Genomic DNA, 13,635 nt, shown 5'->3' with positions numbered 1-13,635 from the left:
TTCCTCTTAAACCTTGCGCATTTCACGTTCGGCAGCGGACAGGCTCGCCTGGAAAGGCTCGCGGGCGAACTGTCGCTCCATGTAATCCAGCAGCGGCTTGGCCTGCCGCGGCAACTCGATACCCATCACCGGCAAACGCCAGAGAATGGGCAGTAGACAGCAATCGACCAGGCTTTGCTCCTCGCTCATGAAGCAGGCCATCTCGCCGAACAGCGGCGCCACGCCGGTCAGGCTCTCGCGCAGCTCCTTGCGCGCCTGGGTGCGTGCCGCCTCGCTGCTGCGCGCATCAAGCACGGTGTCGGCCAGGGCGCACCAGTCACGCTGGATGCGGTGCATCAGCAGGCGGCTGTTGCCCCGGGCCACCGGGTAGACCGGCATCAGCGGCGGGTGCGGGTAACGCTCCTCGAGGTACTCCATCACCACGGTCGATTCGTACAGCGCCAGGTCGCGATCGACCAGGGTCGGCAAGCTGCCGTAAGGGTTCACTTCAATCAGCTTGGGCGGCAGGCGATTGGCGTCGACATCGATGATCTGCACCGTGACGCCTTTCTCCGCAAGCACCAGGCGGACCCGATGAGAGTAATGATCAGCGGGGTCGGAATAGCAGGCTAACCTGTTGGTTGCGCCCATGTAGCGCCTCCTCGCACGGGATGCTTGTAAAACTTAAATGAAAACGCGCCCGGGGCGCCCCAGCACTATCGCTGGAGCCCCCCGGGCGCGTTCAACTACCAGAAACTACTGCGTGATCAGTGCACGTCCTTCCAGTATTCGCGCTTGAGCAAGTAGGCGAACACGAAGAAGAAAGCCAGGTACAGCAACACGTAGGTACCGATGCGCTGGCTTTCCAGTTTGACCGGGTTGGCCGAATAGGCCAGGAAGGTCACCAGGTTCTTGACCTTCTCGTCGAACTGCTCGGCCGTCAGGGTACCGGATTTCTCCTCCACGGTCAGCTGGTCGCACGCCTCATGGGTCAGCGGGCTGCCGGTCAGCGGGTCGAACTGCTTCTTGCCATCGACCTCGGTCTGCACCTGCTTGCAACCGATCACCTGGTTACCCTGCAGGCCCACCAGCACGTTGGGCATGCCGACGTTCGGGAAGACCTTGTTGTTCACCCCGTATGGCCGCGTCTTGTCCTCGTAGAAGCTGCGCAGGTAGGTGTACAGCCAGTCGCTGCCACGCACCCGAGCGACCAGGGTCAGGTCGGGCGGCGCTGCGCCGAACCAGGTCTTGGCATCGCTGGGCTGCATGCCGATCTTCATGTGGTCGCCGATCTTGGCGCCGGTGAACACCAGGTTCTCGAGCATCACCTCATGCGGGATCCCCAGGTCGTCGGCGACTCGCTCGTACCGCTGGAACTTGGCGCTATGGCACCCCATGCAATAGTTGGCGAAAGTACGCGCGCCATCCTGCATCGCGGCCTTGTCGGTCAGGTCGATATCGACCTTGTCCAGCTCCAGGCCATGCTCGGCGGCGAAGGAAAGGCCAGGCATCAGTGCCAGCAAGCATACTGCAATAAACTTTTTCATCAGCCAGTCACCCTTTCCGGAACCGGTTTGGTCTTCTCGAGCCTTGTGTAGAACGGCATCAGCAGGAAGTACGCGAAGTACAGCACCGTGCACACCTGCGACAGCAAGGTACGCCCTGGTGTCGGCGCCAGCACGCCCAGTACACCAAGGATGATGAAGGCCACGCAGAACACCAGCAGGAAGATTTTGCTCAGCCAGCCTTTGTAGCGCATGGAGCGCACCGGACTGCGGTCGAGCCAGGGCAACACGAACAGCACGGCGATCGCCGCACCCATGGCGATGACCCCGAACAGCTTGTCGGGTACCGCACGGAGGATCGCGTAGAACGGCGTGAAGTACCACACCGGCGCGATGTGCTCAGGGGTCTTGAAGGCGTTGGCCTGCTCGAAGTTCGGTTTTTCCAGGAAGTAGCCACCCATTTCCGGGAAGAAGAACACCACCGCGCAGAACACGAAAAGGAACACCACCACGCCGACGATATCCTTGACGGTGTAGTAAGGGTGGAACGGGATGCCATCCAGCGGGATGCCGTTCTCGTCCTTTTTCTTCTTGATGTCCACGCCATCGGGGTTGTTCGACCCCACTTCGTGCAGCGCCAGGATGTGCAGCACCACCAGGCCGAGGATCACGATCGGCAGGGCCACCACATGCAGGGCGAAGAAGCGGTTCAGGGTGATGCCGGAGATCAGGTAATCACCACGAATCCACTGGGTCAGGTCATCACCGATGACCGGAATCGCGCCGAACAGCGAGATGATCACCTGGGCGCCCCAGTAGGACATCTGCCCCCACGGCAGCAGGTAGCCCATGAACGCCTCGGCCATCAGCGCCAAGTAGATCAGCATGCCGAACAGCCAGACCAGTTCGCGTGGCTTCTGGTAGGAGCCATAGAGCAGCCCGCGGAACATGTGCAGGTAGACCACGATGAAGAACGCCGAGGCGCCGGTGGAGTGCAGGTAGCGCAGGATCCAGCCGTATTCGACGTCGCGCATGATGTACTCGACCGAGGCGAAGGCCTCTTCCGCCGAGGGGGTGAAGCTCATGGTCAGCCACACGCCGGTGACGATCTGGTTGACCAGCACCAGCAGTGCCAGGGAGCCGAAGAAGTACAGGAAGTTGAAGTTCTTGGGCGCGTAATACTTGCTCAGATGGTCTTCCCACATCTTCGTCGCGGGGAAGCGCGCATCGATCCACTCCATGAACTTGCTCATCATGCGTTCTCCTGATCGACGCCGATGACGATGATTTCGTCCGACTCGTACGAGTGCGGTGGCACTGGCAGGTTGAGAGGGGCCGGCTGGGATTTGTAGACCCGGCCAGCCAGGTCATAGTGCGAGCCGTGGCATGGGCAAAAATAGCCACCGACCCATTTCGGGCCGAGGTCGGCGGGAGCGACTTCAGGACGGAACGTCGGCGAGCAACCCAGGTGAGTGCACAGGCCGACCAGGATGAGGATCTCGGGCTTGATCGAGCGAACTTGCGGATCGACGTAGGTCGGCTGCACCGACGCCTTGGACTCGGGGTCGGACAGCTCACCGGTGATCTTTTTCAGATTGCCGAGGATCTCTTCCGTTCGCCGCACGATGAATACAGGTTGACCGCGCCACTCGGCCACCATCTGCTGGCCGGGCTCGACCTTGGCGATATTGACCTTCACCGGTGCCCCTGCGGCTTTCGCCTTGGCACTGGGAAACCATGACCCCACGAACGGTACCGCAGCCCCCACTGCCCCCGCTGCCCCGACCACGGATGTCGCGGCTACGAGGAAGCGGCGCCGGCCTGCGTTGACGCCGTCATTGCTCATTCAGTCCTCTCCCATCAGCTTGCTTGGCCTGCTCTAACAGGCATCTACTTAGGTATGTCTGTGGCACTAAAAATTGGCCGCAATGGTAAGGAACAAATCCACACGCTGACAAGGTGATTACCCGCTCGTCGGGCTACAACCCTCGCTTTGCTTGATCTGTGTCTATGCGACAAACGGCCACGGACTGACAGAGAGGTTAGTTCAAGACATAAAAAAAGCCCGGTTCCAAAAAGGAACCGGGCTTTTTTCGACTGCCGAAGCGGTATTAACGCTTGGAGTACTGAGGACGCTTACGCGCTTTACGCAGACCCACTTTCTTACGCTCGACTTCACGAGCGTCGCGGGTGACGTAGCCAGCACGACGCAGGGCGCCACGCAGGGTTTCGTCGTATTCCATCAGGGCGCGGGTGATGCCGTGGCGGATTGCACCGGCTTGACCGCTGACACCACCACCGGAAACGGTGACGTAGATGTCGAACTTCTCAACGGTCTCGGTCAGTTCCAGCGGCTGGCGAACAACCATGCGAGCGGTTTCGCGGCCGAAGAACACGTCCAGAGAACGGTTGTTGATGGAAATGTTGCCAGTGCCCGGACGCAGGAATACACGTGCGGTTGCGGTCTTGCGACGGCCAGTGCCGTAGTTTTGAGTCGCCGACATAATGAACTATCCCGTTAGATCTTCAGTTCTTGAGGCTGCTGAGCAGTGTGTGGGTGAGCTGCACCCGCGTACACTTTCAGCTTGCGGTACATGTCGCGACCCAGCGGGTTCTTCGGCAGCATGCCTTTGACCGCGGTTTCGATAACACGCTCAGGGGCCTTGGCGATCAACTTCTCGAAGTTGATTTCCTTGATACCGCCCGGGAAGCCGGAGTGGGAGTAGTACATCTTGTCGGAAGACTTGGCACCAGTCACACGGATTTGCTCGGCGTTGATGACGACGATGTAGTCGCCGGTGTCAACGTGAGGGGTGTATTCTGGCTTGTGCTTGCCACGCAGGCGGCTAGCGATTTCGGTAGCCAGACGACCCAGGGTCTGACCAGCGGCGTCGACTACGAACCACTCGCGCTTTACTGTTTCCGGTTTAGCAGTAAAAGTTTTCATTCTCTAAAGCCTCAGAGGCCGCCCAGCGAAAAATAGACGGCGAATCTTACTGGATAGTGCACAACTTGCCAAGGGCAAGCGCGCAGCCGAACGCTGACGCTTTTGGGGGCTCGGGTCGGGCACGCCAATGTTCGACAAGGGTTCCCCTGCATGGTGGTGCATCACTTCCGCCACACGGAGAGGGGCCGAATTATCCAGATTGCAGGAAAAATTTCAACCTGCTTTTATGGGCCTCTTTGCCATGGAGCGTCTTCCCGATGGAATACCGCAAGCTCGGCCGTACCGACCTCAACGTCAGCGCCCTGTGCCTGGGCACCATGACCTGGGGCGAGCAGAACACCCAGGACCAGGCCTTCGCCCAGATCGCCCTGGCCAAGGCCCGGGGCATCAACTTCATCGACACCGCCGAGATGTACCCAGTGCCACCGCGCCCGGAAACCTACGCCGCCACCGAGCGCATCATCGGCAACTGGTTCGCCGCCAACGGCGACCGCGACGACTGGATCCTGGCCAGCAAGGTCGCCGGCCCCGGCAACGGTATCAGCCACATCCGCGACGGCCAGCTCAAACACAATCGCCAGCACATCGTCGCCGCCCTGGACGAGAGCCTCAAGCGCCTGCAGACCGACCGCATCGACCTGTACCAGCTGCACTGGCCCGAACGCAGCACCAACTTCTTCGGCAAACTTGGTTACCAGCACCTGCCCCAGGACATCTTCACCCCGCTGGAGGAAACCCTGGAGGTACTCGACGAGCAGGTCCGCGCCGGCAAGATCCGCCATGTCGGCCTGTCCAACGAAACCCCATGGGGCACCCTGAAGTTCCTACACCTGGCCGAGACCCGCGGCTGGCCGCGGGCGGTGTCGATCCAGAATCCCTACAACCTGCTCAACCGCAGCTTCGAGGTGGGCCTGGCGGAGGTGGCGATCCGCGAGCAATGCGGTCTGCTGGCCTATTCGCCGCTGGCCTTCGGCATGCTCTCGGGCAAGTACGAAAATGGCGCCCGTCCGGCGAACGCCCGCCTGACCCTGTTCAGCCGCTTCGCCCGCTACTCCAACCCGCAGACCGTGGCTGCCTGCGGCCGCTACGTGCAACTGGCCCGCGAGCACGGCCTGGACCCGGCGCAGATGGCGCTGGCGTTCGTGACGCGCCAGCCTTTCGTGACCAGCAACATCATCGGCGCCACCAGCCTCGATCAGTTGCGCAGCAATATCGACAGCCAAGCGCTGAACCTGGGCGATGAGCTGGTGGCAGCGATCGAGGCGGTGCATCAGGAGCAGCCGAACCCGGCGCCTTGAGCGGCTACCGAGTCACCAGGCAAGCCCGGCGCGGATGCGTGGGAGCGGGCTTGCCCCGCCGAGAGAGATCGTACTTTGGCGGGGTAGACACAATCGCCAAAAAATAAGACGATCCAGCCGGTGATTGACCACTCTACCCTATAAGAACAATGACAATGATGTTTACCCAACCCTCCGCGTCCTTGCGGCGCGTCAGTATCCTGGCCGTGGACAAAGTGTTCGCTTCGACACTGATGCAGGCCAAGGATTTCTTCCACCTGGCCAGCCTGCGCTACAGCAAGCAGCTGGGGCTGGGCCTGCAACCGATGTTCGAGATCGGCCTGGTGAGCCCGGACGGCTTGCCCGTGGACAGCTTCAGCAACGTGCAACTGCCGGTCGACAGCGGCCTGAACGACGCCGACGTGATCATCCTGCCGGCCTTCTGGGACGACTTCGACAACCTGCTGCAACGCTACCCCCAGGTCCTGCCCTGGCTGCGCGAGCAGCATGCCCGCGGCGCGGTGCTGTGCGCCGAGGCCAGCGGCGTGTTCTGGCTGGCCGAATCCGGGCTGCTGGATGGTAAGGAGGCGACCACCTACTGGCGCTTCTTCGCCAGCTTCGCCGAGCGCTTCCCGAAGATCCGCCTGAACCAGGACAAGCACCTGACCGACGCCGACAACCTGTACTGCGCCGGCGGCACCACCTCGGCCTGCGACCTGTACATCTACCTGATCGAGCGTTTCTGCGGCGCCAACGTGGCCCGCGCCGTGGCCCGCGACATCCTCTACGAGGTGCAGCGCAGCTACACCCCGGGGCGCATGGGCTTCGGCGGCCAGAAGCTGCACCAGGACCTGATCATCCTGCAGATCCAGCACTGGCTCGAGGAGCACTTCGCCGACAAGTTCCGCTTCGAGGACGTGGCCCGCAACCACGGCATGAGCATCCGCAACTTCATGCGCCGCTTCCAGAGCGCCACCGGCGACAAGCCCCTGCACTACCTGCAGCGGCTACGGATCGAGACGGCCAAGGGCCTGCTGTCGAGCACGCGCAAAAGCATCAAGACCATCAGCTATGAGGTGGGGTACGACGACGCGAGCTTCTTCGCCCGATTGTTCCGCCAGCATACGGAGCTATCGCCGAACCAGTATCGGCAGCAGTTCATGCAGGAGGCCTGAAAATCGCCGGGGCTGCTTGCAGCCCCGGATTCTTACGGCTTGTGCGCCCGCGACAGGAACTCGTGGGACTGCATTTCCAGCAAGCGGCTGAGCGTGCGCTGGAACTCGAAGCTCAGGCGCCCGCCGGTGTACAGGTCCTTGAGCTCCACCTCGGCCGAGATGATCAGCTTCACGTTGCGGTCGTAGAACTCGTCGACCATGTTGATGAAGCGCCGGGCGATGTCGTCGGTGGTCACGCCCATCTGCTCGACGTTGCTCAGCAGCACGGCATGGAAGATCTTGCCCAGCTCGATGTAGTCGTTCTGGCTGCGCGGCCCGTCGCACAGGGCGCGGAAGTCGAACCAGGCAACGTCGTCGCAGGTGCGCAGGGCATGGATCGGGCGGTTCTCGATCATCAGCACGTCATTGTCGACGGCCTGGGTGCATTCCGGGGTCAGCGCCTTGAAGCTCGCCCGCAGGCTCTCGTGGGCCGCCTCGTTGAGCGGGAAGTGGTACAGCTCGGCCTGTTCCAGGTGACGCAGGCGGTAGTCGACGCCGCTGTCGACATTCACCACGTCGGTGTACTGCTTGATCATGGCGATGGCCGGCAGGAAGCGCGCGCGCTGCAGGCCGTCCTTGTACAGGCCGTCGGGGACGATGTTGGAGGTGGCCACCAGCGACACGCCGTTCTTAAACAGCTCTTCCATCAGGGTGCCGAGGATCATCGCATCGGTGATGTCGGAGACGAAGAACTCGTCGAAGCAGATCACCTTGGCCTCTTCGCTGAAGCGTTTGGCGATGATAGTCAGCGGGTTCTTCTCGCCCTTGAGGGTCTTCATCTCCTCGTGGACGCGCTTCATGAAGCGGTGGAAGTGCGTGCGCATCTTCTGCTTGAACGGCAGCGCTTCATAGAAGGTGTCGACCAGGTAGGTCTTGCCTCGCCCTACCCCGCCCCAGAAGTACAGACCCTTGACCGGCGTCTGCTCCTTCTTGCCGAACAGCTTGCCGAACACGCCCGGCTTGTTGTTCTGCGCGCGCACCAGGTCGTCGTACAGGCGCTGCAGGTGACGCACCGCAGTTTCCTGCGCCGCATCATGGAAGAAGTCGGGACGTTTCAGATCTGCTTGATAGCGTTCTAGAGGAGTCATGATTTCGTTAGCGAGGCAACAAAAAACGGGCCGTCACTGTAGCGACCGGCCCGCCTGATGGCAATGATACATGCGACCACTTGCCTCATTACCTGCCTAGTGGGAGCGGCCTTGTGTCGCGAAAGGGCCGCAAAGCGGCCCCGGCAGTTCTGCATGAAACAGAGATTCTGGGGCCGCTACGCGCCCCTTTCGCGACACAAGGCCGCTCCTACAGCGTAGGCGTATCAGTCCTGCTGCGGCGCCAGGGCCTCGCGCAGGCTTGCGATGGCCGCGTCACGGGCCTCGGCGGCCTCGAACTGCGGCCCGTCGGCAACCTGCTCGCCCTCCAGCCACAGGCTGAAGCTCAGGCCCTCTACCCGTACATCGGCCTCGCCACCTTGTTGCAGTTGCTTGCTCACCGCACCGGCGCTCTTGCCATCGGCGAAGCTGCGCGACAGCAGCAGTTGCTCGCCATCGGCGGCCAGCAGTCGGAAGCGGAAGCTGCCGTCTTCATCGCGGAAGCTGACGAAGCGGGCGGTCTTGGCGGCCTTCTTCTTCACTTCAGTGGTGGCTTGCACGGTGGTGCGGAACGAACGCAGACCAACCGCTTCACGCAGCTGTTCGAGGAATGGCGTGGCAATCTTGCGAGCCTTGGCGGCGCCAGCAAGGAGAATGTCCTCCAGGTCCGACGGGCGCGAAATCAGCTGGTGGTAGTGCTCGCGCTTTTCCGCCAGCTGGCCGTCGAGCAGCTGGAACAGGCGCTGCTTGGCCTCGCCCCAGCCCAGGCCCTGCACCAGCTCTTCACGGAACGCGGCGCATTGCGCTGGCGTGGAGAAGGCCTGGAACAGGGTGAAAAGGTGCGAATTGTCCGGATCCTTGGCCTCGCCCGGCGCCTTGGAGTCGGTGACGATGCGCGAGATGGCGTCTTTCATGTCCTTGGCGCTGGTGAACAACGGGATGGTGTTGTCGTAGCTCTTGGACATCTTGCGCCCGTCCAGGCCTGGCAGGGTCGCCACGCTTTCCTCGATCACCGCTTCCGGCAAGGCGAAGAAGTCCTTGCCCTGGCCGAACAGGTGGTTGAAGCGCTGGCCGATGTCGCGGGCCATTTCCACATGCTGGATCTGGTCACGGCCGACCGGCACCTTGTTGGCGTTGAACATCAGGATGTCGGCGGCCATCAGCACCGGGTAGCTGAACAGGCCCATGGTCACGCCGGCGTCCGGGTCTTCGCCGGCCTCGACGTTCTTGTCCACCGAAGCCTTGTAGGCGTGGGCGCGGTTGAGCAGGCCCTTGGCGGCGACGCAGGTCAGCAGCCAGGTCAGCTCTGGGATTTCGGGGATGTCCGACTGGCGGTAGAAGGTCACCTTGTCCGGATCCAGGCCGCCGGCCAGCCAGGTGGCGGCGATCTCCAGGCGCGAGCGCTGGATGCGCTGCGGGTCGTCGCACTTGATCAGGGCGTGGTAGTCGGCCAGGAAGTAGAACGAGTCGACGCCGGGCTGCTGGCTGGCGAGGATGGCCGGGCGGATGGCGCCGGCGTAGTTGCCCAGGTGCGGGGTGCCGGTGGTGGTGATACCGGTGAGGATGCGCGTGGTCATGGGTGTTCGCTTATTCAGGCTTGGCTCAGTTCGAAAGGCGCGGCAGCAGCAGATCCTTCAGATCGGTCAGCTTGCCATGGAAGAAGTGTCCGCATTCTGCCACTTTCAGCAGCTCATGGGGGCGCGACAGGTCATTCGACCAGTCGTAGACCAGCTGCGGATCGACCACCTCGTCGGTGTCCGGCTGCACCACCGTGAGGGCGACGCGCTCGGGCAGCGGGAACTGCTCGCTCAAGCGCATCACAGCCGGGGCGATCATGAACAGGTGTTGCAGGGCCGCGCCCCCGGCCTCCAGGCGCCCGGCCAGGCTGGCGGCAACGAAGCCACCGAAGGAGAAGCCCATCAGCACCAGGGGCAGCTCGGGATGCTGCGCGCGTAGCCAGGCGGCAGCGGCCTCGGCGTCGGCCACTTCACCGGCACCCATGTCATGGCTGCCGGCACTATGGCCGACACCGCGGTAGTTGAAGCGCAAGGTGACGTAGCCGGCGTCACGGGCGGTGCGTTGCAGGGTCGACACCACCTTGTTGAGCATGGTGCCGCCCTGGACCGGGTTGGGGTGGCAGATCAGCACCGCGCCACGGGCGTCGGCCACGTCCAGGTACAAGGCTTCCAGCTGGCCGCACGGGCCATCGATGAACAAGGGTGTTTCGCGGATAAGCAAGGCACTACTCCGTGACCTCGAGGAGGGTCGACTCGTCTAGCTGAGGAATTCTGTTCTGATTTGCGATCGCTCGCGGTATACAGCGCAGGTCTGAGCCGTTAACGTAAAGCAAAGCCGTTTATAGAGGAAGGACTCGTGGAACACTCGCTCCTTGTTTGGTTGCTGCCGACCCTGGCCCTGGTTGTCGGCGTCGTCGTCGGTTTCGCGCTGGCCCGCCTGCTGCCCAATGCGGCACCGAGCAACACCCAACGCCAGCTGGATGACATCCAGCAGCGCTTCGACAATTACCAGAATGAAGTGGTGACCCACTTCAACAGCACCGCTTCGCTGGTCAAGAAGCTGACCCAGAGCTACCAGGACGTCCAGGATCACCTGGCCGACGGCGCCAACCGCCTGGCCCTGGACGAGCTGACCCGCCAGCGCCTGCTGGCCGCGCTGCACTCGGAAGCCGCGCAAGGCCCGCGCGATCGCCTGACCCCGCCGAAGGACACCGCCGAGGTGCCGCGCGACTACGCACCGAAGGCCCCGAATTCGCCGGGCATGCTCGACGAGAGCTACGGGCTCAAGCGTTGAGTCGATGACATGAAGAAGGCCTCGAAAGAGGCCTTTTTTGTGAGCGTGATCTACCAGACATATCACTCCGTGGGAGCGGGCTTGCCCCGCGACAGGGCCAGCCCAGATCACCTCACCGATACCAGGCCGCCCCCTCCTCGCCAATCCCATACCGCGCCCTTGCCTGCCCCAGCACATCTGCCGGCAGCACGCCCTGGCACACCAGCCCGTACAATGCCGCCAGCACCACGGCATGCCGATCCACCTCGAAGAACCGCCGCAGTTGTTGACGCGTATCACTGCGCCCGAATCCATCGGTGCCCAGGGTGATGTAGGGCGCCTGTACATACTCGGCAATCAGTTGCGGCCAGGCACGCACATAGTCGCTGGCCGCGATCACCGGGGCATCACCGGGCAGGCAACGACGCACGTGACAATCCCCCTGCTCCCCGGCCATCGCCAGGCGTTGCGCATCCCTGGCCCCACGCGCCAGCTCGCTGAAGCTGGTGACGCTGAACACCTCGCTGTCGACCTGCCAGTCGCTGGCCAACAACTCGCCGGCGGCGATCACCTCGCGCAGGATGGTGCCCGAACCCAACAGCCGTACCTGGCCACGGGACGCTGCCGACGCATGCCGGGCAAGCCGGTACATGCCTCGCAACACATCCTCGTGCACGTCCTCGGGCAATGACGGCTGCGGGTAGTTTTCATTCATCACCGCCACATAGTGGAACTCGTCCCGCTGCTCCACCAGCATGCGCCGCGCGGCATGCTCGAGGATCACCGCCAGCTCGCCGGCAAAGCAAGGGTCCCAGGCACGGCAATTGGGCACCATGGAAGCCATGACCAGGCTCGAGCCGTCCTGGTGCTGCAGCCCCTCGCCACCCAGCGTGGTACGCCCCGCGGTGGCGCCGAGCAACAGGCCGCGGGCGCGCTGGTCGGCGGCGGCCCAGATCAGGTCGCCGACCCGCTGGAAGCCGAACATCGAGTAATAGATGTACACCGGCAGCATCGCCTCGCCATGCACGGCATAGGCAGTCGCCGCCGCGATCCAGGAAGAGATCGCCCCGGCCTCGGTGATGCCCTCCTCCAGCAACTGGCCGTCGCGCGCTTCCTTGTAGACCAGCAGCGAACCGGCGTCCTCCGGCTCGTAGCGTTGCCCCTGGGGCGAGTAGATGCCGATCTGGCGGAACAGGCTGGCCATGCCGAAGGTGCGTGCCTCGTCGGCGACGATCGGCACCACCCGCGGCCCCAATCCCGACACCTTGAGCCAGTTGCCAAGCAGGCGCACGGCAGCCATGGTGGTGGACATCTCCTTGCCCTCGGCGCGCAGGGCAAAGCCGGCGAAGCTGTCCAGGTCCGGCACGGGCAGGCCGGCGCAGTCGCTGCGCCGCACCGGCAGCGGCCCGCCCAGGGCCTCGCGGCGCTGGCGCAGGTAGATCATCTCCGGGCTGTCGGCGGCCGGACGGTAGAAACGCAACTGCTCCACTTCCTCGTCCGACAGCGGCAGGTGGAAGCGGTCGCGGAAGGCCAGCAGTGCCTGAACATCGAGCTTCTTGGCCTGGTGCGCGGTCATCCGCGACTCACCGGCACTGCTCATGCCGTAGCCTTTCTTGGTCTTGGCCAGGATCACCGTCGGCCGGCCCTTGCAGGCCTTGGCCGCGGCATAGGCGGCATGCAGCTTGCGAAAATCGTGGCCACCGCGCTTGAGGGCGTTGATCTCGTCGGCGCTCATGTGCGCCACCAAGCGCTGCAGGGCCGGGTTCTGCTTGAAGAAGTGCTCGAGGTTGTAGCTGCCGTCCTTGGCGCCGAGGGTCTGGAATTGCCCGTCGGGTGTCGCCGCCAGCTGGCGCAGCAGCGCATGCTCATGATCCCGGGCGAACAGCGCGTCCCACTCCGAGCCCCACAGCACCTTGATCACGTTCCAGCCGGCGCCGCTGAACAGCGCTTCGAGTTCCTGGATGATCTGGCCGTTGCCACGCACCGGGCCATCCAGGCGCTGCAGATTGCAGTTGACGATGAAGGTCAGGTTGTCCAGGCCTTCGCGGGCCGCCAGGGTCAGGCCGGCGATCGATTCCGGCTCGTCCATCTCGCCATCGCCGAACACGCCCCACACATGCCGCGCCGAAGTATCGAGCAGACCGCGGTGCTGCAGGTAGCGCATGAACCGCGCCTGGTAGATGGCATTGAGCGGGCCGATGCCCATGGAGCCGGTGGGGAACTGCCAGAAGTCAGGCATCAGCCAGGGATGCGGATAGGAGCACAGGCCGTTTGCCGCGACCTCCTGGCGGTAGTTGGCCAGTTGCGCCTCGCTCAGGCGCCCTTCAAGGAAGGCGCGGGCATAGATACCCGGCGCCGAGTGCGGCTGGAAGAACACCAGGTCGCCACTGCGCTGCGCGCCGCCGCCCTCGCCCCGGAAAAAGTGCTGGAAACCGACCTCGAAGATTTCCGCCGCCGAGGCATAGCTGGCGATATGCCCGCCCAGCTCGCCGTAGGCATGGTTGGCCCGTACCACCATGGCCAGGGCGTTCCAGCGCAGGATGCCGGTGATTCGCTCGTCCAGTTCCAGGTCGCCCGGATAGTTGCCCTGCTGCTCCACCGGCAAAGTGTTGCGGTAGGCCGAGAAGGCCTGGGCCTCACGCTCCAGGCCCAGCTCCAGGGCATGGGCCTGCAGGCGCTGCAGCAGGTAGCGCGCCCGTGCCGGCCCGCAGTGGGCCAGGGTCGAGGACAGGGCCTCGCACCACTCGGCGGTTTCCCCGGGGTCACTGTCCAGCGCGGTTTCCAGGGCCGTCAACGGCTCGTTCGGGTTCATCATTGCTACCATCGCGCAGGCCTCGT

The 13,635-nt window shown here is 63.4% G+C and carries 13 protein-coding genes; 3 read left to right on the top strand and 10 right to left on the bottom strand.

The window, feature by feature from the left end:
- Positions 1-6: 6 nt before the first annotated feature.
- From AC25M7_RS09150 to rplM, 6 genes are all read right to left on the bottom strand, one after another.
- The gene (locus AC25M7_RS09150; RefSeq protein ID WP_028689758.1) at positions 7-630 is read right to left on the bottom strand and encodes a glutathione S-transferase N-terminal domain-containing protein; all 624 of its coding nucleotides are present in this window, start codon (positions 628-630) and stop codon (positions 7-9) included.
- A 116-nt stretch (positions 631-746) separates the two neighbouring features.
- Positions 747-1,526, bottom strand: a complete 780-nt coding sequence (locus AC25M7_RS09145) for a cytochrome c1 (RefSeq protein ID WP_028689759.1) — start codon at positions 1,524-1,526, stop codon at positions 747-749.
- Positions 1,526-2,737 (bottom strand): cytochrome b, encoded by a 1,212-nt coding sequence (locus AC25M7_RS09140; protein ID WP_028689760.1) that lies wholly within the window; start codon positions 2,735-2,737, stop codon positions 1,526-1,528. The genes AC25M7_RS09145 and AC25M7_RS09140 overlap by 1 nt, the downstream gene beginning before the upstream one ends.
- The gene (gene petA, locus AC25M7_RS09135) at positions 2,737-3,330 is read right to left on the bottom strand and encodes a ubiquinol-cytochrome c reductase iron-sulfur subunit (RefSeq protein WP_023628711.1); all 594 of its coding nucleotides are present in this window, start codon (positions 3,328-3,330) and stop codon (positions 2,737-2,739) included. The genes AC25M7_RS09140 and petA overlap by 1 nt, the downstream gene beginning before the upstream one ends.
- Positions 3,331-3,595: 265 nt before the next feature.
- The gene (rpsI, locus tag AC25M7_RS09130; protein WP_003260797.1) at positions 3,596-3,988 is read right to left on the bottom strand and encodes a 30S ribosomal protein S9; all 393 of its coding nucleotides are present in this window, start codon (positions 3,986-3,988) and stop codon (positions 3,596-3,598) included.
- Positions 3,989-4,002: 14 nt separating this feature from the next.
- Complete coding sequence (gene rplM / locus AC25M7_RS09125) at positions 4,003-4,431, bottom strand: 50S ribosomal protein L13 (RefSeq protein ID WP_008097538.1); 429 nt, start codon at positions 4,429-4,431, stop codon at positions 4,003-4,005.
- A 257-nt stretch (positions 4,432-4,688) separates the two neighbouring features.
- Here rplM and AC25M7_RS09120 point away from each other — a divergent pair, with 257 nt between their 5' ends.
- Together AC25M7_RS09120 and AC25M7_RS09115 are read left to right on the top strand one after the other, a co-directional pair.
- Positions 4,689-5,729, top strand: a complete 1,041-nt coding sequence (locus AC25M7_RS09120) for an NADP(H)-dependent aldo-keto reductase (protein WP_062364057.1) — start codon at positions 4,689-4,691, stop codon at positions 5,727-5,729.
- 257 nt (positions 5,730-5,986) lie between these two features.
- The gene (locus AC25M7_RS09115; RefSeq protein ID WP_167388431.1) at positions 5,987-6,883 is read left to right on the top strand and encodes a GlxA family transcriptional regulator; all 897 of its coding nucleotides are present in this window, start codon (positions 5,987-5,989) and stop codon (positions 6,881-6,883) included.
- Between the two features lie 32 nt (positions 6,884-6,915).
- On the opposite strand, the gene zapE is transcribed toward AC25M7_RS09115, so the two are convergent.
- From zapE to AC25M7_RS09100, 3 genes are all read right to left on the bottom strand, one after another.
- Positions 6,916-8,010, bottom strand: a complete 1,095-nt coding sequence (gene zapE, locus AC25M7_RS09110; RefSeq protein ID WP_028689763.1) for a cell division protein ZapE — start codon at positions 8,008-8,010, stop codon at positions 6,916-6,918.
- Between the two features lie 224 nt (positions 8,011-8,234).
- Positions 8,235-9,584, bottom strand: coding sequence for a tryptophan--tRNA ligase (locus AC25M7_RS09105; RefSeq protein ID WP_028689764.1), 1,350 nt, complete (start codon positions 9,582-9,584; stop codon positions 8,235-8,237).
- Positions 9,585-9,609: 25 nt separating this feature from the next.
- Positions 9,610-10,245 (bottom strand): alpha/beta hydrolase, encoded by a 636-nt coding sequence (locus AC25M7_RS09100; RefSeq protein WP_486970959.1) that lies wholly within the window; start codon positions 10,243-10,245, stop codon positions 9,610-9,612.
- 135 nt (positions 10,246-10,380) lie between these two features.
- Between AC25M7_RS09100 and AC25M7_RS09095 the strand changes: the two genes are divergently transcribed.
- The gene (locus tag AC25M7_RS09095; protein ID WP_028689766.1) at positions 10,381-10,818 is read left to right on the top strand and encodes a Z-ring associated ZapG family protein; all 438 of its coding nucleotides are present in this window, start codon (positions 10,381-10,383) and stop codon (positions 10,816-10,818) included.
- Between the two features lie 112 nt (positions 10,819-10,930).
- On the opposite strand, the gene mdeB is transcribed toward AC25M7_RS09095, so the two are convergent.
- Positions 10,931-13,621, bottom strand: coding sequence for an alpha-ketoglutarate dehydrogenase (mdeB, locus tag AC25M7_RS09090; RefSeq protein ID WP_486970958.1), 2,691 nt, complete (start codon positions 13,619-13,621; stop codon positions 10,931-10,933).
- Between the last annotated feature and the right edge of the window lie 14 nt (positions 13,622-13,635).

It is taken from the genome of Pseudomonas sp. P106(2024) (assembly GCF_057480815.1).
The sequence above is the reverse complement of the archived record's forward strand: the minus strand, read 5'-3'. Positions and strand labels throughout refer to the sequence as shown.

Coding starts and splice junctions, on each gene's coding strand:
- AC25M7_RS09140 (WP_028689760.1), bottom strand. CDS start 2,737: ATGAGCAAGTTCATGGAGTGGATCGATGCGCGCTTCCCCGCGACGAAG.
- zapE (WP_028689763.1), bottom strand. CDS start 8,010: ATGACTCCTCTAGAACGCTATCAAGCAGATCTGAAACGTCCCGACTTC.
- petA (WP_023628711.1), bottom strand. CDS start 3,330: ATGAGCAATGACGGCGTCAACGCAGGCCGGCGCCGCTTCCTCGTAGCC.
- rplM (WP_008097538.1), bottom strand. CDS start 4,431: ATGAAAACTTTTACTGCTAAACCGGAAACAGTAAAGCGCGAGTGGTTC.
- AC25M7_RS09150 (WP_028689758.1), bottom strand. CDS start 630: ATGGGCGCAACCAACAGGTTAGCCTGCTATTCCGACCCCGCTGATCAT.
- AC25M7_RS09145 (WP_028689759.1), bottom strand. CDS start 1,526: ATGAAAAAGTTTATTGCAGTATGCTTGCTGGCACTGATGCCTGGCCTT.
- mdeB (WP_486970958.1), bottom strand. CDS start 13,621: ATGGTAGCAATGATGAACCCGAACGAGCCGTTGACGGCCCTGGAAACC.
- AC25M7_RS09120 (WP_062364057.1), top strand. CDS start 4,689: ATGGAATACCGCAAGCTCGGCCGTACCGACCTCAACGTCAGCGCCCTG.
- rpsI (WP_003260797.1), bottom strand. CDS start 3,988: ATGTCGGCGACTCAAAACTACGGCACTGGCCGTCGCAAGACCGCAACC.
- AC25M7_RS09105 (WP_028689764.1), bottom strand. CDS start 9,584: ATGACCACGCGCATCCTCACCGGTATCACCACCACCGGCACCCCGCAC.